The organism is Rhizobacter sp. AJA081-3 (genome assembly GCF_017795745.1).
GTDB lineage: Bacteria > Pseudomonadota > Gammaproteobacteria > Burkholderiales > Burkholderiaceae_C > Piscinibacter.
The window spans coordinates 148,326-165,377 of sequence record NZ_CP059067.1; the positions used below are offsets into that span (position 1 = coordinate 148,326).

General features: G+C 69.3%; 14 protein-coding genes. 9 read left to right on the forward strand and 5 right to left on the reverse strand.

The annotated features are described in order from the left end of the window. Positions 1-25: 25 nt before the first annotated feature. Positions 26-1,210 carry an ABC transporter substrate-binding protein gene (locus tag HZ992_RS00695; RefSeq protein WP_209384773.1) on the reverse strand — a complete coding sequence of 395 codons (1,185 nt, stop codon included), beginning with the start codon at positions 1,208-1,210 and terminating at the stop codon, positions 26-28. Between the two features lie 263 nt (positions 1,211-1,473). Between HZ992_RS00695 and HZ992_RS00700 the strand changes: the two genes are divergently transcribed. From HZ992_RS00700 to HZ992_RS00730, 7 genes are all read left to right on the forward strand, one after another. Beyond that, positions 1,474-4,386 (forward strand): adenosylcobalamin-dependent ribonucleoside-diphosphate reductase, encoded by a 2,913-nt coding sequence (locus tag HZ992_RS00700; RefSeq protein WP_209384774.1) that lies wholly within the window; start codon positions 1,474-1,476, stop codon positions 4,384-4,386. A gap of 204 nt (positions 4,387-4,590) precedes the next feature. After that, positions 4,591-5,424, forward strand: coding sequence for a class II glutamine amidotransferase (locus tag HZ992_RS00705; RefSeq protein ID WP_209384775.1), 834 nt, complete (start codon positions 4,591-4,593; stop codon positions 5,422-5,424). 91 nt (positions 5,425-5,515) lie between these two features. Then, on the forward strand, positions 5,516-5,938 hold the full coding sequence (locus HZ992_RS00710; protein ID WP_209384776.1) for a hypothetical protein: 423 nt from the start codon (positions 5,516-5,518) through the stop codon (positions 5,936-5,938). Positions 5,939-6,056: 118 nt separating this feature from the next. Beyond that, positions 6,057-6,548: a DUF6803 family protein gene (locus tag HZ992_RS00715; protein ID WP_209384777.1), complete on the forward strand. Its 492-nt coding sequence runs from the start codon at positions 6,057-6,059 to the stop codon at positions 6,546-6,548. 30 nt (positions 6,549-6,578) lie between these two features. Then, positions 6,579-7,163, forward strand: a complete 585-nt coding sequence (locus HZ992_RS00720) for a nitroreductase family protein (RefSeq protein ID WP_209384778.1) — start codon at positions 6,579-6,581, stop codon at positions 7,161-7,163. A gap of 99 nt (positions 7,164-7,262) precedes the next feature. Continuing rightward, the gene (locus tag HZ992_RS00725; RefSeq protein WP_209384779.1) at positions 7,263-8,903 is read left to right on the forward strand and encodes an alkaline phosphatase D family protein; all 1,641 of its coding nucleotides are present in this window, start codon (positions 7,263-7,265) and stop codon (positions 8,901-8,903) included. Between the two features lie 60 nt (positions 8,904-8,963). Beyond that, a complete protein-coding gene (locus HZ992_RS00730) occupies positions 8,964-9,839 on the forward strand; it encodes a UDP-2,3-diacylglucosamine diphosphatase (protein ID WP_209384780.1) in 876 nt (291 codons plus the stop codon). Positions 9,840-9,876: 37 nt separating this feature from the next. Here HZ992_RS00730 and HZ992_RS00735 read toward each other — a convergent pair whose 3' ends face one another. The 3 genes from HZ992_RS00735 to asd form a co-directional block, all read right to left on the reverse strand. Next, positions 9,877-11,250 carry a UDP-glucose dehydrogenase family protein gene (locus tag HZ992_RS00735; protein WP_209384781.1) on the reverse strand — a complete coding sequence of 458 codons (1,374 nt, stop codon included), beginning with the start codon at positions 11,248-11,250 and terminating at the stop codon, positions 9,877-9,879. Further along, positions 11,247-12,416 carry a glycosyltransferase gene (locus HZ992_RS00740; RefSeq protein ID WP_209384782.1) on the reverse strand — a complete coding sequence of 390 codons (1,170 nt, stop codon included), beginning with the start codon at positions 12,414-12,416 and terminating at the stop codon, positions 11,247-11,249. Before HZ992_RS00740 ends, HZ992_RS00735 begins: the two co-directional genes overlap by 4 nt. 66 nt (positions 12,417-12,482) lie before the next feature. After that, positions 12,483-13,355 (reverse strand): archaetidylserine decarboxylase, encoded by an 873-nt coding sequence (gene asd, locus HZ992_RS00745; protein ID WP_209384783.1) that lies wholly within the window; start codon positions 13,353-13,355, stop codon positions 12,483-12,485. Between the two features lie 52 nt (positions 13,356-13,407). On the opposite strand from asd, the gene HZ992_RS00750 reads away from it, so the two are divergent. Continuing rightward, positions 13,408-15,057: an aminotransferase class III-fold pyridoxal phosphate-dependent enzyme gene (locus tag HZ992_RS00750; protein ID WP_209384784.1), complete on the forward strand. Its 1,650-nt coding sequence runs from the start codon at positions 13,408-13,410 to the stop codon at positions 15,055-15,057. Positions 15,058-15,065: 8 nt separating this feature from the next. On the opposite strand, the gene HZ992_RS00755 is transcribed toward HZ992_RS00750, so the two are convergent. After that, positions 15,066-15,677, reverse strand: coding sequence for a hypothetical protein (locus HZ992_RS00755; protein ID WP_209384785.1), 612 nt, complete (start codon positions 15,675-15,677; stop codon positions 15,066-15,068). A 132-nt stretch (positions 15,678-15,809) separates the two neighbouring features. Between HZ992_RS00755 and HZ992_RS00760 the strand changes: the two genes are divergently transcribed. Further along, complete coding sequence (locus HZ992_RS00760) at positions 15,810-17,051, forward strand: glycosyltransferase family 4 protein (protein WP_245213317.1); 1,242 nt, start codon at positions 15,810-15,812, stop codon at positions 17,049-17,051. Position 17,052 lies beyond the last annotated feature (1 nt).

Below are 17,052 nucleotides of genomic sequence, written 5' to 3' on the forward strand. Positions count from 1 at the left end.
CCGGGGTGTCGACCTGTAGGCCGGCTTACTTGTCGAGGCCGAAGTCGATCTGGGGCCCGAAGTTCTGCACTTCCTTGTTGACCAGCAGCGCGCCGGCCTTCTCGACCTTGCGCAGGTAGACGTTCTGCACGATGTGGCGCGTCTTCGGGTCGATGCGCACCGGGCCGCGCGGGCTCTCCCACTGAAGCGAACGCGCCGCGGCGATCGCCTTCAGGCCGTCCTTCTGGCCGCCGGTGGCCTCGATCATCTTGTGGATCACGAACATGCCGTCCCAGGCACCCACGGAGGCATAGTTGGCGATGGCGTTCGGGTCCTTCTTCTTCAGCGCCTCGATGAACTTCTTGTTCGCCGGCGAGTCGTGCGCGGCCGAGTAGTGGAAGGCGGTGGTCAGGCCCAGCGCCGAGTCGCCGAACTTCTGCAGGTCGAACTCGTCCATCTCGGCGGTGCCGAGGAACTGCACGCCGGCCTTGGCCAGGCCGTTCTCGTTGTAGGCCTTCACGAAGCCGAGATTCGGTGGGCCGCCGGGCAGGAAGGTGTAGACAGCCTGCGCGCCGCTGGCCTTGATGCGCTGCACGAAGGGCGCGAAGTCGGTCGTCGAGATCGGCATGCGGATCGACTCCACCACCGTGCCGCCCTGCTTGGCGAACTCGCTCTTGAAGGCGGTCTCGGCGTCGATGCCCGGGCCGTAGTCGGTGACCGCGGTGACGACCTTCTTGATGTTGTTCTTCGCCGCCCACTGCGCCATCGGCACGGTCACCTGCCAAAGCGTGTAGCTGGTGCGGATGAAGAACTCGCTCTTGTCGGTGATCGCCGAGGTGGCGGCGTTGAAGATCACCGTGGGCGTCTGCGACTGCTGGATCAGCGGCGCGACGGCGAAGGCGTTCGGCGTGAAGACGAAGCCGCCGAGGTAGTCGACCTTGTCCTTGACGATCAGCTCCTGCACCAGCGTCTTCGTCTGGCCGGGGTTGGGGCCGCCGGTGTCGCGATAGATCAGCTCGACCTCCTTGCCCGCGAGCTTGCCGCCCTGCGAGGCGATGTAGGCCTCGGCGCCGTTCTTGAACAGCGTGCCGTAGTGGGCGAAGGGGCCCGAGAACGGGCCGACGATGCCGATCTTGACGCTCTGCGCCGCGGCGCCGAACGGGGCGAGGCAAAGCGTGATGGCGGCGCTGACGGTCAGCGTCACCGCGGCGCGGCGGGGGCTGTGGCTCATGGGGGTGTCTCCGGTGGGTGCGCCGCAGGACGTCAAGGGCGCGTGTTGATCTGTCGCAATGGTCGTCAAAACAAGTTGATATGTCAACCAGTTGATATAGCAACCAAATGCGGGTTTCACCCGATGTGCCTTGCGCCAGTGGGGGTTTGCCGGGGATCAATCTTTTCTTCATCGGGCACCATGCACCCTGTTTTTTCATCCAGGTCAAACGCAGGTGGGATCCGCGCCGCTACCGTGCGCGCTTCCCACAGGAGACACGCAACATGCAAGAGACCCGCAAGACCCCCGCCGCCGAGCCCACCGCGCACAACCTGCCCGCCCAGCCGATCAGCGAAGAGGTGCTGATCGAGAAGTACGCCAAGGGCGACGAGCGCAGCATCGCCGCGGTGCATGCGCGTGTCGCGCGGGCGCTGGCGCAGGCCGAGCCGGCCGAGCAGCGCAAGGTCTGGGAAGAACGTTTCGCCGCCGCGCTCGACGCCGGCTTCGTGCCGGCCGGGCGCATCCAGTCGGCCGCGGGCACCGACCTGTCGGCCACGCTGATCAACTGCTTCGTGCAGCCGGTGGGCGACTCGATCGCGCAGGACGACGAGGGCCACCCCGGCATCTACACCGCGCTGACCGAGGCCGCCGAGACAATGCGCCGCGGCGGTGGCGTGGGCTACGATTTCTCGCGCATCCGCCCGCGCGGCGCCTGGGTGGGCAGCACGCAGAGCAGCGCCTCCGGCCCGGTGAGCTATATGCGCGTGTTCGACCGCAGCTGCGAGACGGTCGAAAGCGCCGGCGCGCGCCGCGGCGCGCAGATGGGCGTGCTGCGCTGCGACCACCCGGACATCGAGGAGTTCATCCATGCCAAGGACGCCGGCGACCTGAAGAACTTCAACATCTCGGTGGGCGTGACCGACGCCTTCATGGAGGCCGTGCAGGCCGACACCGACATCGAGCTGGTGCACAAGGCCGAGCCCGGCGTGGCGCAGAAGGCGGCCGGCGCCTACCAGCAGAGCGTCGCCGGCGCGCACGGCAGCGGCCTGTGGGTCTACCGCAAGCTGCGCGCGCGCGACCTGTGGGACCAGATCATGCGGTCCACCTACGACCACGCCGAACCCGGCGTGCTCTTCCTCGACCACATCAACCGCGACAACAACCTCTCGTACTGCGAGACCATCGCCAGCACCAACCCCTGCGCCGAGCAGCCGCTGCCGCCCTACGGCTGCTGCTGCCTCGGCTCGATCGACCTGACGCGCTTCGTGCGCGATCCCTTCGAGCCGAACGCCGCCTTCGACGAGGCCAGCTTCGCCAAGGTCTCCAAGGTGGCCGTGCGCATGCTCGACAACGTGCTCGACGTGACGGTGTGGCCGCTGCCGCAGCAGCAGCAGGAAGCGCGCAACAAGCGCCGCGTCGGCCTGGGCTTCACCGGCCTGGGCGACGCGCTGGTGATGCTCAACCTGCGCTACGACACGCCCGAGGCGCGTGCGATGGCGCGGCGCATCAGCGAGGTGATGCGCGACGCCTCCTACGAGGCCTCGGCGGACCTGGCGCGCGAGCGCGGCAGCTTCCCGCTGTTCAACGCCGACCTGTACCTGTCGGGCAGCACCTTCGCCTCGCGGCTGCCGCAGCCTGTGAAAGACCGCATCCGCGCGCAGGGCCTGCGCAATTCGCACCTGCTGTCGATCGCGCCCACCGGCACCATCAGCCTGGCCTTCGCCGACAACGCCAGCAACGGCATCGAGCCGGCCTTCAGCTGGACCTACACGCGCAAGAAGCGCATGCCCGACGGCAACTTCAAGGAGTACGCGGTCGAGGACCACGCCTGGCGCCTGTACCGCCACCTGAAAGGCGAGAAGGCGCCGCTCGGCAATGCCTTCGTCACCGCGCTGGAGATGAGCGCGAAGGCGCACGAGGCGATGGTCGCGGCCGTCGCGCCGTGCATCGATACGGCGATCAGCAAGACCGTCAACGTGCCGGCCGACTACCCGTACGAGGAATTCCAGCACCTCTACCTCGAGGCCTGGCAGTCGGGCCTGAAGGGCCTGGCCACCTACCGGCCGAACTCGGTGCTGGGCTCGGTGCTCAGCGTCACACCCGCGGCCGCGGCGCCGCTGCAGATCGACGACAAGAACCGCCGCCTCGCGCTGGAGCGCCTGCCGGCGCCGGTGCTGTCGTCGCTGCGCTGGCCCGGCCGGCCCGACCTGCCCGGAGGCAACCCGGCCTGGACCTTCATGGTCAACCACCCGTTCGGCAGCTTTGCGCTGTTCGTCGGTGAGCTCGCGCCGGAAAGTGGCGGGGCGCCGCAGCCCTTCGAGGTGTGGGTCAACGGCGCCGAGCAGCCGCGCGGGCTCGGTGCGATGGCCAAGACGCTGTCGATGGACCTGCGTGCCAACGACCCGGCCTGGCTGCAGCTCAAGCTCGACGCGCTGGCCACGGTGGCCGAGGAGCGCGCCTTCGAGATGCCCTTCCCGCCGCACGGCGAGAAGCGCCTGTTCCCCGGCGTGGTGGCCGCCACCGCGGCCGTGGTGCGCTGGCGCTGCGAGCAGCTAAAGGCGCTGCCGCGCCTGGGCAGCAAGGCGCCCACGCCGGTGATCGACGCCATGTTCAGCCGCGATGAGCCGCACACCGGCCCGTCGGGCACGCTGGCCTGGGCGGTCGACATCGACAACCCGGCCACCGGCGAGGCCTTCACGCTCACGCTGAAGGAAGTCACGCTGCCCGGCCCCGACGGCAGCACCGTCACGCGGCCCTGCGCCGTCGGCTTCAGCGGCAACTACCCGCGCGCGCTCGACGGCCTGGCGCGGCTGCTCTCGCTGGACATGCGCGTCATCGACCCGGCCTGGATCGGCATGAAGCTGCGCAAGCTGCTCAACTACGCAGAGCCCTTGGGCCACTTCATGGCCTTCGTGCCGGGCCTGCCGCACGGCGAGCGCCGCCAGCAGACCTGGCCGTCCACCGTGGCCTACCTGGCGCGGCTGATCATCCACCGCTACGCGATGCTCGGCGTGCTCGACGAGCAGGGTTTCCCGCTGCGCGACATGGGCGTGCTCGAGTCGCCCAAGGGCGGCGCCACCACCACGCCGGCGGTGCAGGCGGGCGCGGTGTGCCCGGAATGCGGCAACCCCACCGTGATCCACAAGGACGGCTGCGACTTTTGCACTGCCTGCGGCTACGTGGGGCAGTGCGGCTGAGCGGGAGCTGAACGCGCCTGGCCGCGGATCTCGCCTGAAACGTCGATTTCCGCATGCTGTTCGCCGCTTCGTGCGCGAATGCATGCGGTTCAATGCAGACATGGCATGGAGCTCGCTTGCCCCTTCGGGGCGAGCGCGTTCTGTATCCATGAGCAACAGCTGCGCTGCCCGCAGCCCATCGACGACTGAGGCCCCACCCGGACCATGTGCCAGCTCTTCGCCCTGAACAGCAACACGCCGAGCGCAGCCACCTTTTCCTTCACCGGCCTGTCGGCCCGCGGCGGGGCCACCGGCGACCATGTCGACGGCTTCGGCCTGGCCTTCCACGACGGCCGCTCCTGCCGGGTCTTCATCGACGAACAGCGCGCCAGCGACGCGGCACTGGCCGACTTCCTGCGCCGCCACCCGATCCGTGCACGCACGGTGATGGCCCATGTGCGCAAGGCCACGCAGGGCCCGGTGACGCTGGAGAACTGCCACCCCTTCGTGCGCGAGTGGCAGGGGCGTCACTGGTCGTTCTGCCACAACGGCGACCTGAAAGGCTTCGCACCGCGCCTGAACGGCAGCCACCTGCCGGTGGGCGACACCGACAGCGAGCGCGCCTTCTGCTTCCTGCTGCAGGAGCTGCGCCGCAACTTCCGCCGCCGCGCGGTGCCGCATTGGAGGCACGTCGCGCCGCTGCTGGCCGAACTGGCCGGCGGCGTGGCGCGCTTCGGCAACTTCAACTTCCTGCTCTCCGACGGCGAGGTGCTCTACGCCCACGCGAGCACGCGTCTGCATGCCTTGCAGCGCCAGCATCCGTTCGCGCAGGCGCAGCTGGTCGACCACGACCTGGTGCTCGATCTCGCGCAAGCCAACGGCCCGGACGACCGCATGGTGCTCATCGCCACCGAGCCGCTGACCCGCAACGAGCCGTGGCGGCCCTTCGCCGCCGGCGAGTTGCGCGTCTACGAGGCCGGCGAAGAAGTCTGGCGGCACACGCCGGCGCGCCGCGAGGCGCCGGCGGCCCACTTCGCCGCACGGCTGGCCGCGGCCTGAACGAGCGCTCGATCCGCGACGCGGTTGACCGGCATCAACGGACGGCCATCACGGCGCTCCGGACAGGGTGCGTGCTGACTATGCTGTGCCGGTGAGCGCGTTCCTCGATCTCCCCAGTGTCTTCGCCGGCCTCCGGTCGAACCGGTGGCGTGGATCGTCGCTCGTGGCGGGTCTGCTGGTGATGATGCTGGTGGTGAGCGCATCGATGGCCCAGGCGCGCTGCGTTCAGCCGGCAGGCGAGCCCCTCGCTGCCTTGACTCCACCCGCCGCGCACGCGGTTCACGCGGGTCATGCGATGCACATGGGCGACAACACGCCGGGCACGGCTGATGACGCCGAAGACCTCTCATCGCCAAGCTGCCCCGACGGCGCCTGCTGCAGTGCCTGCCTCGCGGTCGTGACGCCGCTCTTTCGCCTGGCAGGCGACGCCCACGGCCTGGCCTTCGCGGCTTGCGCCGTCGCCGTTCCGGCCGGGCGCGCCGCGGGGCCGGATAAGCCGCCGCCGAAGGCCTGACGCTCGCGGCGCGGCCCTGCCGCCGCCCCTTGCTGTCATCTGCCGCGCTTCCTCGCGCCTCCATCGAACTCCGCCTGCGCGCCGCTGCGTGCGCTGCAGGCACGACCGAAAGTACATCATGAACATGACCCACTACATGCAACTGCTGGCCGACAACCAGCCGTGGAACCTGCTGCTCTTCATGGCCATCCCCGTGGTGCTGGCCGAGACCGTCGCCGTCTGCGAACTCTTCATCCTGCTGCGCCGCCCGAGCGGCGGCATGCTGCGCGCGGTCAGCCGCGTGGCCGGCATTCTGGTCGGGGCCTACTTCCTCGGCGTCTTCGTCTACCTGATGTCCAGCGCCGTCGTGCCGCTGACCACCTCGGGCCAGTGGCGCGGGCCGGCCGACGTGATCGCAGTCGGCTTCTACCTGGCCGGGGTGCTGCCGCTCGGTGCCATCGCGCTGATCGATCTTCGCTGGGTGGGCGCCGCGTGGTCCGACGACACCCGGCTGACCTGGCACGCAATGGCGGTCGCCGGCTTCCTGGTCGTCGCGCACGTGGCGATGATCTTCGGCATGCTCGACCCCGCCGTGATGGGCTTCGGCGGCATGCCGCACGCCGCGCACTGATCGCGCCGCGGTCTGAGGCAGACTCCGGCCATGGCTTTCGATCCGTCCCTGTCGCCCGCCCTGCAGGGCCTGCTGTCACGCCACTCCGTCGGGCTGCGCTGGATGGCCGAGCCCGGCCCGTCTGCACAGCAGCTGCGCCTGGCCCTCCAGGCCGCGCTGCGCGCACCCGATCACCGCCGGCTCCTGCCCTGGCGCGCAGTGCTGATCGACGCGCATCAGCGCGACGCGCTGGCCGATCGTTTCGAGGCCTTCGCGCGTGCGGTCGGCAAGCCGGACGAGGAGGTGGCTGCCGAGCGCGAGCGTGCCTACAACGGGCCGGTGCTGGTGGCCTGGATCGTTCGCCTGACCGACGAGGCGCCCGAGGTGCCGCGGCACGAGCAGTGGATGAGCGCGGGCGGCGCCTTGACGAACTTCCTGACTGCGCTGCACCTGATGGGCTTCGGCGCCAAGACCCTGGCCGGGCGCAAGTGCACGCACCCGAGCGTGCGCGAAGCCTTCTGCGAAGAGGGTGAGCAGCTCGCCGCCTTCATCTGCATCGGCACGCCCACGCGGGCACCTCAGCCGCGCGACGTCGACGACCCGGACGCCGCGCTGTCGCGCTGGAACGCGCCCTGATCGCTGCCGCTTGACACCGGGCTGACCCGCCGCGGTCACGATCCGGCCATCTGCGCTTCCTACGCTCGGGGCCTGTCACCCCACGCAGGAGCGCACGCCATGTCACGACCCATCGTCCCATCCCGCCGCGACTTCATCCGCTTCGGTACCGCCGCACTCGGCGGCACCACCTTGCCGCATTGGGCCGTGGCCCAGTCGGCACCGGGCCTCATCGCATCGGACGCCACGCGCCCCGCCGCCATGCAGGGCCTGCAGTTCGGCGACCCCTCGCAGGGCGCGACCCTGGTGTGGAGCCGCGCCGACCGGCCCTCGCGCATGGTCGTCGAGTGGAGCCTGGACCGGCAGTTCCAGCAGGCCACGCGGCTGCTCGGCCCCGATGCGCTGGAGGTCACCGATTTCACCGCGCGGCAGGACATCACCGGCTTGCCCGAGAACCGCGAGGTCTTCGTTCGCGTCAGCTTCCAGTCGCTGGCCAACTCGCGCGCCCTGTCCGAGCCGGTCGTCGGCCGCTTCGTCACGCCGCCCTTCGGGCGCGAGGGCGACGAGGGCTGGCACCGCGGCCATCGCCACGCGACCGACCTGCGCTTCGTCTGGGGCGGTGATACCGCCGGGCAGGGCTGGGGCATCAACCCGGCTTTCGGTGGCATGAAGATCTACGAGGCGATGCGCCGCCGGCAGCCGCGCTTCTTCATCCACAGCGGCGACACCATCTACGCCGACGGCCCGATCCGCGAGTCGGTCGTGGCCGAGAACGGGCAGCCCTGGCAGAACATCGTCACGCCCGAGGTCGCCAAGGTGGCCGAGACGCTGGACGAGTTCCGCGGCCGCTACCGCTACAACCTGATCGACGACAACGTGCGCCGCTTCAACGCCGAGGTGCCGCAGATCTGGCAATGGGACGACCACGAGATCGTCAACAACTGGTCGGGCTCGAAGGACCTGTCGGCCGACACGCGCTACACCGAGAAGAACGTTCCGCTGCTGGTGGCGCGCGGCACGCGCGCCTTCCTCGACTACGCGCCGATGCGGCCCTTCGATGCGCGCGAGGCGCAGCGTGTCTACCGCCGCTTCTCCCACGGCCCGCTGCTCGACGTGTTCGTGGTCGACATGCGCTCCTACCGCGGCCCGAACACCGACAACCTGCAGCCGGTGCCGGGCGCCGACACCGCCTTCCTGGGCCGCGAGCAACTCGACTGGCTCAAGCGCGGGCTGGACGGTTCGCGCGCCGTGTGGAAGGTGATCGCTGCCGACATGCCGATCGGCCTGAACATCGGCGACGGCAACACCCTCTCTGGCCTGCCGCGCTGGGAGGCCATCGCCAACGGCAACGCCAGCGGGCCGCTGGGCCGCGAGCTCGAGATCGCCGAGCTGCTGCGATTCATACGCCACCAGCGCGTGCGCAACACCGTGTGGCTGACCGCCGACGTGCACTACTGCGCCGCCCACTACTACGACCCGCAGCGGGCCGCCTTCAACGACTTCGAGGGTTTCTGGGAGTTCGTGTCCGGCCCCTTGAATGCCGGCAGCTTCGGGCCCAATACGCTGGACGGCACCTTCGGGCCGCAGGTGGTGTTCTCGAAGGCGCCGCCGGCCGGGCAGGTGAACCTGTCGCCGCTGGCCGGGCTGCAGTTCTTCGGCGAGGTCAACATCGACGCCCGCAGCGCCGCGCTCACCGTCGACCTGCGCGACTTGGGCGGGGCGTCGGTGTTCAGCAAGACGCTGGCGCCGCGATTCGGCTGACGCAGCGCCGGCGCGACAGGGTCACACGGGCGTCACCTGCCGGCATCAGCATCCGGGCTCATGCCGACCGCGAATGCCCGCATGGACCCCGACGACCCGCCCGGCCACCTGAACGTGCGCACGGTGTGGATCTCCGATCTGCACCTGGGCACGACCGGTTGCCAGGCGCGTGCGCTGATGGACTTCCTGCGCGATGTCGACTGCGAGACGCTGTACCTCGTGGGCGACATCATCGACGGCTGGCAGCTGCGCCGCTCCTGGTACTGGCCGCAGGCGCACAACGACGTGGTGCAGAAGATCCTGCGCAAGGCCCGCAAGGGCACGCGCGTGATCTTCGTGCCCGGCAACCACGACGAGTTCGCGCGGCGCTACGTGACGCACAGCTTCGGCGGCGTCGAGGTGGCCGAGGAGTGCATCCACGTCACCGCCGACGGCCGCAGGCTCTGGGTCACCCACGGCGACCTGTTCGACGGCGTGATCCAGTGCGCCAAGTGGCTGGCCTACACCGGCGACGTGGCCTACGAGTTCACGCTCAAGCTCAATCGCTGGTTCAACCGCGCGCGGGCGCACCTGGGCCTGCCGTACTGGAGCCTGTCGCGCTACCTCAAGCTCAAGGTCAAGCGCGCGGTCAGCTACGTCGGCGACTTCGAGATGGCCGTGGCCCGCGAGGCGCGCAAGCGCGGCGTGCACGGCGTGGTCTGCGGCCACATCCACCATGCGGAGATCCGCGAGATCGACGGCATCCTCTACTGCAACGACGGCGACTGGGTGGAGAGCCTGACGGCGCTGGTCGAGCACGCCGACGGGCGGCTGGAGATCATCGATCGCGGCGACACGGTGTGGCGGCCGGCCTCGTCGGCGGCCGTGGAGCCGGCGCGTCGCCCTGAGCCGGTCGAGCTGCCCGAACCGGCCGTCGTCCGAAGCGCGCTCCCCTGACGGGGCTGCGTTCAGGGGGGGCTGCCGCCGAGTTTCCTCAGGCGGCGAGCGGCTCGTCGCGGGGTTCGATACGTGCCGCCAGACGGTTCTCGCCCCGGCCGATACCGAGGTACTCGAAGCCGTGGCGTGCCATCAGCTCCGGCTCGAAAAGATTGCGTCCGTCGAAGACTATAGGTGTCTGCATGGCGTGACGGAGCCGTTCGAAATCCGGGCTGCGGAACTCGCGCCACTCGGTCACCACCAGCAGCGCGTCGGCACCGTCGGCTGCGGCGTAAGGCGAGTCGACCAGTTGGAGCCTTTCCGGCACGCCGTGGCGAGCCGCGTAGGCCGGCATGGCCACGGGATCGAAGGCCCTGACCACGGCGCCGCGTGCCAGCAGCTCATCGATCAGCACCAGGCTCGGCGCCTCGCGCAGGTCGTCGGTGCCGGGCTTGAATGCCAGACCCCACAACCCGAAGGCGCGGCCGCGCAAGTCGGCGCCGAAGCGTGCGACGACGCGTTCCGACAGCAACCGGCGCTGGCCGTCGTTGACCGACTTCACCGCGCCGAGCAGAGACATGTCCAAGCCGGCTTCCAGTCCCATGCGCTGCAAGGCCTTCACGTCCTTGGGCAGGCAGGAGCCGCCCCAGCCGCAGCCGGCATACAGGAAGTGCGTGCCGATGCGCGGATCGCTGCCGATGCCCTGGCGGACCAGCTCGATGTCGGCGCCCAGTCGCTCGGCCAGCGCAGCCATCTCGTTCATGAAGCTGATGCGGGTGGCCAGCATCGCATTGGCAACGTACTTCGTGAGCTCTGCGCTGCGTACGTCCATCAGGAACAGGCGCTCGTGGTTGCGCTGGAAGGGCGCATAGAGCGCACGCATCAGCAGGGTCGCCTGCTCGTCGTCCGCGCCGACCACGATCCGGTCGGGGCGCATGAAGTCTTCGATGGCCGCGCCTTCCTTCAGGAACTCCGGGTTCGACACCACGGCGAAGGGCAGCACGGCCGCGCGCCGGCGCAGTTCCGTTTCGATCGCAGTGCGTACGCGCTCGGCCGTGCCCACCGGCACCGTGCTCTTGTCGACGACCACCTTGTAGTCGTGCATGTGCTGCCCGATCGTCGCGGCAGCCGCCAGGACATGTTCCAGGTCGGCCGAGCCATCTTCGGCCGCCGGCGTGCCGACGGCGATGAACACGATCGTGCCGTGTTCGACCGCCATCGCTGCGTCGGTGGTGAACTGCAAGCGGCCGCTGGCCGCGTTGCGCTGCACCAGTTCGGCCAAGCCGGGCTCATGGATGGGCATCTCGCCGCGCTGCAGGCCGGCGACACGTTCTGCGTCGATGTCGAGGCAGGCGACGCTGTTGCCCATCTCCGCCAGGCAGGCGGCCGTGACCAGACCGACGTAGCCGGCACCGAAGACCGAGACCTTCATGAGAGCGCTCCAGAGGGTTGGGGGAGGCTGGGCAGACGCTGCGGCACGGCAGCGTGCACCAGCAGAGACGACAGGATCTCGGGGACTTCGAACACCGCGCGGTTGTCGATCGCCCGCACACGCCGGCGCAGTTCAGGCAGCTCGGCGAGCACGGCATCCACCGCCGCCGGCAGGGCCGCCACCGAGCGCACGACGCGGCCCACACCCTGGTCGACGACCCAGCGTGTGTTGAAGCGCTCCTGCGGCATCGTCCAGGCATTCGAGAACGTGATGACCGGCAGGCCCATGTGCACCGCCTCGCTCAGGCTGCCCGGGCCGGGCTTGCCGATGAAGTAGTTCGCCAGCGCCATGTGGCGGCCCACCTCGGGCGTGAAGCCGACAACGGCGTGCGGGGCGCCGCGGCGCAGCTTGCGCAGGCGCTGCGCCAGCACCTCGTTGTGGCCGCACATCAGGATCAGCTGCTGCTCGCCGAGCAGCCGGGCGATCTTGAGGATCTGCATCGATCCCTGACCGCCGAACAGCACCAGGCCCGTGGGCCGCGACGGGTCCAGGCCGAGCGCGCCGAGTCCGGCCTCGCGATCGACCGGCGCGCCGCGGTAGAAGGCGGGGCGCAGGATCATGCCGCTGGTCAGCGAAAGCTGCGTGTCGCCGAATCCGGCCTCGCGGGCCTGCTGCAGCGCGCGCTCGCTGCCGCACACCAGGTGCTGCTGCTGGCCGGGTTCGATCCAGAAATGCGGCGGGTGGTCCGCCATGTCGGTCAGCACCGTGACGAAAGGCACCCCGGGCAAGGTTGACGCCAGCGACTCGTACAGCGCGCGGTTGAAGTTCGGGATCAGCGAGACCACCAGGTCGGGCTCGCTGCACAGCCAGTGCTGCTGCAGCGTGCGCATCAGCGAGGCATGTGCCAGCCGGATCATGCCCTGCAGCAGCTTGAGCTCCTGCGCGAGGCCGAGCGTCCAGCCGCGCGCGAGCCGCTTGTTGTAGAGGTCTTCCGGGTCCATGCCGGTGACGCGGCGAAAGCGGCCGGCCGGATCGATCACCTCGGTCAGATTGACCAGGCGCACGGTCCAGGGTCTGCGCTGTTCACGGATGACCTCCTGCAGCGCCAGCGCCGCAGCGCGGTGGCCGCCGCCGGCGTTGAAGTACACGAGATCGATCGTCGTCATGGCGTGGCCGATGCTCGGTGCCGTGCATGACCCGGCCATGAAGTTCGCGCGACAGTCTCGTGACTCTCAGCGGACCGCCGGCATGCGCATCAGAGGCTGACCCATGCGGATGTGCGTGCCGCTGCCGATGCCTTCGGCCAGCAAGAAGCCCCGCGGGGCGAACACGATGATCGTCGAGCCGTGTTCGAACCAGCCCAGCTCCTTGCCCTTGGCGACGGCGGTGTCGCAGGGCATCTCGTTGGGCCCGCGGTAGCGCAGGTGCAGCAGCACGTCGAGAAAGTGCAGGCGCAGGCTCGCCACCAGGATGGCGGCCACCGGCACGATGGCGAGTTGATGCCCGCCGCGGGCGAGCCGCAGTCGCAGCACGGCGCGCTCGTTGCGGCAGAACAGCCGTTCCACCCGCGCCAGTGCGATGGGATTGACGTTCCAGGTGTCGCCGCTGAGGTAGGTGACATGCTCGATGCGGCCGTCGTGCGGCGCATGGAAGCGGTGGTACATCGCCGAAGTCAGGCGCAGCGTGACGTAGACGCCGTCGTGAAACGGCGTCGCGTCCTGGGTCGGTCCGAACAGCTCGCCGATCTCGTACGGGAAGCCCTTGGCCTGGAACACACGCGTGCCGGCCACCTCGCCGCAGGCGCCGACGATGGCGTCGCAGGGACTGATCAGCACGTCCGGGTCCGTGGTGATCGGCCGCGCGCCCTCGACCAGTTCGCGGGTGAAGCAGTCGTGCAGGCTGTCGAAGCGCTGCTGCTTCGCCTCGCTCAGGTCGAGGTCAGTGAACAGGCGCCACACCGCGATCGACACGCGCGCCAGCCATCGGTTCTCGATGCGGCTGAAGCGGCCCGTCAGGCGAGTCAGCAGGATGCGCGGTACGCGGTTGGTGAGCAGGAAGTTGAGATCCTCCTGTTGAAAGAATCGGCGCAAGGCAGTCAGTTTCATGAACTTGTCAATCAAGGCTGTTAGACAGGCACGGTCGCACCCGGACCCCACCATGGACGAAACATTCGCTCTCTCCGCCCTCGCGCTCGGCGCGCTTGCCTGGACGCTGCCGCGCGCCAAACGCCGGCTCGAACTCTCGCGTGCCAAGCACCGCTCGCTGGCCGGGCACTCGCGCATGGCCAAGCGCATTGCCGGGCTGATCCCCGGCTACGCCTACGACGAGGAGCGCTTCTTCGGCTCCGACGACGCGCCGCTGGAGGTGCAGGCCAGCCGCCGCGCCGCCTTCCGCCGCCTCTGCGAGGACTTCGCGCAGCGTTTCGAACGCAGTGCGGCGATGACGGCGCAGGCGCGCGAGGGCCTGTCGGACCTGCAGTTCACCGGCAGCTACCGTGTGCCCTTTCAGTACAGCCCCTACCTGCGCGAGCACCTGAAGATCGGCGGCTTCCTGCAGTCCTCGTCGGGCGTGACGGTGCAGGACCTGGACGGCAACGTCTTCCACGACCTCACCGGCTCCTACGGCGTCAACGTGCTCGGCTACGACGCGTACAAGGAGTGCATCGCCCGCGGCGTGGCGGCTGCGCAGGCCCTCGGGCCGGTGCTCGGCGCCTACCACCCGGCGGTGCTCGACAACGTGCAGCGCCTGCGTGAGATCTCCGGGCTCGACGAGGTCTCGTTCCACATGTCGGGTACCGAAGCGGTGATGCAGGCGGTGCGGCTGGCGCGCTACCACACGAAGCGCACGCACCTCGTGCGCTTCACGGGCTCGTACCACGGCTGGTGGGAGGACGTGCAGCCCGGCCCGGGCAACCCGCTGCCGCCGCGCGAGACCTACACGCTCAAGGACATGGACGAGCGCAGCCTGCATGTGCTGCGCACCCGGCGCGACATCGCCTGCGTGCTGGTCAATCCGCTGCAGGCGCTGCACCCGAACGCCTCGGCCCCGGGGGACTCTTCGCTGGTGGACAGCACGCGCCGCGCCGGCTTCGAGCGCGCGCGCTACACCGAGTGGCTGAAGCAGTTGCGCGCGGTGTGCAGCGAACGCGGCATCGTGCTGATCTTCGACGAGGTCTTCGTCGGCTTCCGCCTGGCGATGGGTGGCGCGCAGGAGTACTTCGGTGTGCGCGCCGACATGGTCACCTACGGCAAGACGCTGGGTGGCGGCCTGCCGGTGGGCGTGGTGTGCGGCAAGCGCGACCTGATGAAGCGATTCCGCGAAGAGCGCCCGGTCGACATCTGTTTCGCGCGCGGCACCTTCAATGCGCACCCCTACGTGATGACGACGATGCGCGCCTTCCTCGAGCGCCTGCAGCGCCCCGAGGTGCAATCGCTCTACGACGGGCTGGACGAGCGCTGGAACGCGCACGCCGAAGGATTCAACCTTGCCCTCGCCGAAGCCGGCGTGCCGGTGCGCGTGGCCAACCTGTCGTCGATCTGGACGGTGCTGTATACCAAGCCGTCGCGCTACAACTGGATGCTGCAGTTCTACCTGCGTGCGCACGGGCTGGCCCTGAGCTGGGTCGGGACGGGGCGGTTGATCTTCAGCCTGAACTTCAGCGACGACGACATGCGCAACGTGCGCCAGCGATTCGTCGACGCTGCGCTGGACATGCAGGCCGACGGCTGGTGGTGGGACGACCCCGCGCAGTCCGACCGCGGCATCCGGCGCGGCATCCTGCGCGAGATGCTGCGCCAGCGCTTCTGAGCGAGCGCTCAGGACGGGTGCCGCACGTGCGGCATCGGGTCGATCAGCTCGCCGCGCAGCAGGTGCAGCGGGGCCTTGTGGTAAAGCAGGATGTCGTGGAAGGGGTCGGTGAGGATCTTCGCCGCCCACACCAGCCCGGTGGCCAGGCTCTGCTGCATCCACAGCTGCAGCACGCGGAACAGCAGGCCGGTGACGCCCAGCGCCAGCCAGGCGATGCCGACGTCATGCACGAAGGCGTTGAAGCCCACCGCCGGCACGATCAAGCCGAACAGCGAGGGCTCGATCCACAGCACGGCCGGGATCAGCACCCACACGGCCAGCAGCACGATCTTGCGGCGGATGTTGTAGCCGACCTTGATCTCCTCCTTGTACTCGTCGCTTACCTGGTTGACCTGGTCGAAGCCGCGCGGCTCGAAGAAAAAATGTCCGGCCTGGCGGCTCGTCATCGACACGCACCAGGCGAGCAGGGCAGCCATCGCCGGATCGACGAAGAGCAGCGCGTAGGCGACCAGGAAGCTGATCGCGCTGAGCAGATGCAGGCTCTGGTTGATGCGGCTGTGGTGGTAGTAGCGGTGGTCGTCCCAGCGCTGGGTGCGGAGTTCCTGCAGGAAAGCGGTCACGTGTCACCTCGTTGGCGGATTTGGGTGACGGGATGGTGACCACCGTGCGTGAAAGCCGCGTGACGGTGCGCCGACATCGCCGTGTCGCACCGCTGTCATCGAACTGTTGCGCGAGCGCTTCACCATGCCACCATGGATGCGACCACCGACAGCGATCTGATCGTCGACCACTTCCCGGCGGCGTGGCGCTCGATGCGCATCGCCTGCGTGACGGAGACCTATCCGCCCGAGGTCAACGGCGTGTCGCTCACCGTGGCGCGCATGGTCGAAGGCCTGCACCGGCGCAACCACGACGTGCAGCTGGTGCGGCCGCGCCAGGCGGCCGAGGCGGACCCGGACAGCGCGGGCCGCTTCCAGGAGGTGCTGCTCAAGGGGCTGCCGATCCCTCGCTATCCCAGCCTGCGCATGGGCGTGCCATCCAAGCGAACCTTGATCCAGCTGTGGACGCACCACCGGCCCGACGTCGTGCACATCGCCACCGAGGGTCCGCTGGGCTGGTCGGCGCTGCAAGCCGCGCTGCAGCTCAAGCTGCCGGTGTGCTCGGACTTCCGCACCAACTTCCACACTTACAGCCAGCACTACGGCGTGGGCTGGCTGTACAAGCCGATCATGGCCTACCTTCGCAAGTTCCATAACCGCACGCTGTGCACCATGGTGCCCACCGAGGCACTGCGGCGCGAACTCGCGCGAGCGGGCTTTCACAATCTGGCGGTGGTGACCCGCGGGGTGGATACCGTGCAGTTCGACCCGGCCCGCCGCAGCGAAACGCTGCGCAGCGCGTGGGGTGTCGACAGAGATACGCTCGTCGTCAGCTGCGTAGGCCGGCTCGCCCGCGAGAAGAACCTCGACGTGCTGCTCGCGGCCTTCGAGGCCATCGTGCGCGAACGGCCGCAGGCCCGCCTGCTTGTCGTCGGCACAGGGCCGCTGCGTGCCGAGCTCGAAGCCCGCTGCCCTGAGGCCATCTTTGCGGGGCAACGCACCGGCGACGATCTCGCCGCGCACTACGCCTCGTCGGACTTGTTCCTCTTCCCCAGCCTGTCCGAGACCTTCGGCAACGTTACGACCGAGGCATTGGCCAGCGGCCTGCCGATCGTGGCCTTCGACTATGCCGCTGCCGCGCAGGTGATCGCGGCCGAAGAGCAGGGCGTGCGCGTGCCGTTCGGCGACAGTGAGGCTTTCGTGCGAGCCGCCGTCGCCCTGGCGCTCGACGGGCCCCGCCGTCACAGACTCGGCCAGGCCGCCCGTGAGCGTGCCAAGGAGCTCGACTGGGAGTCGATCGTGCAGCGCTTCGAGGGCGTGCTTGCCGGTGCCATCCGCCAGGGTGCGGTGCCGAGCGGAGTGCCGCTCACCTCCGGACTGCGCCGCGCGGCCTGAA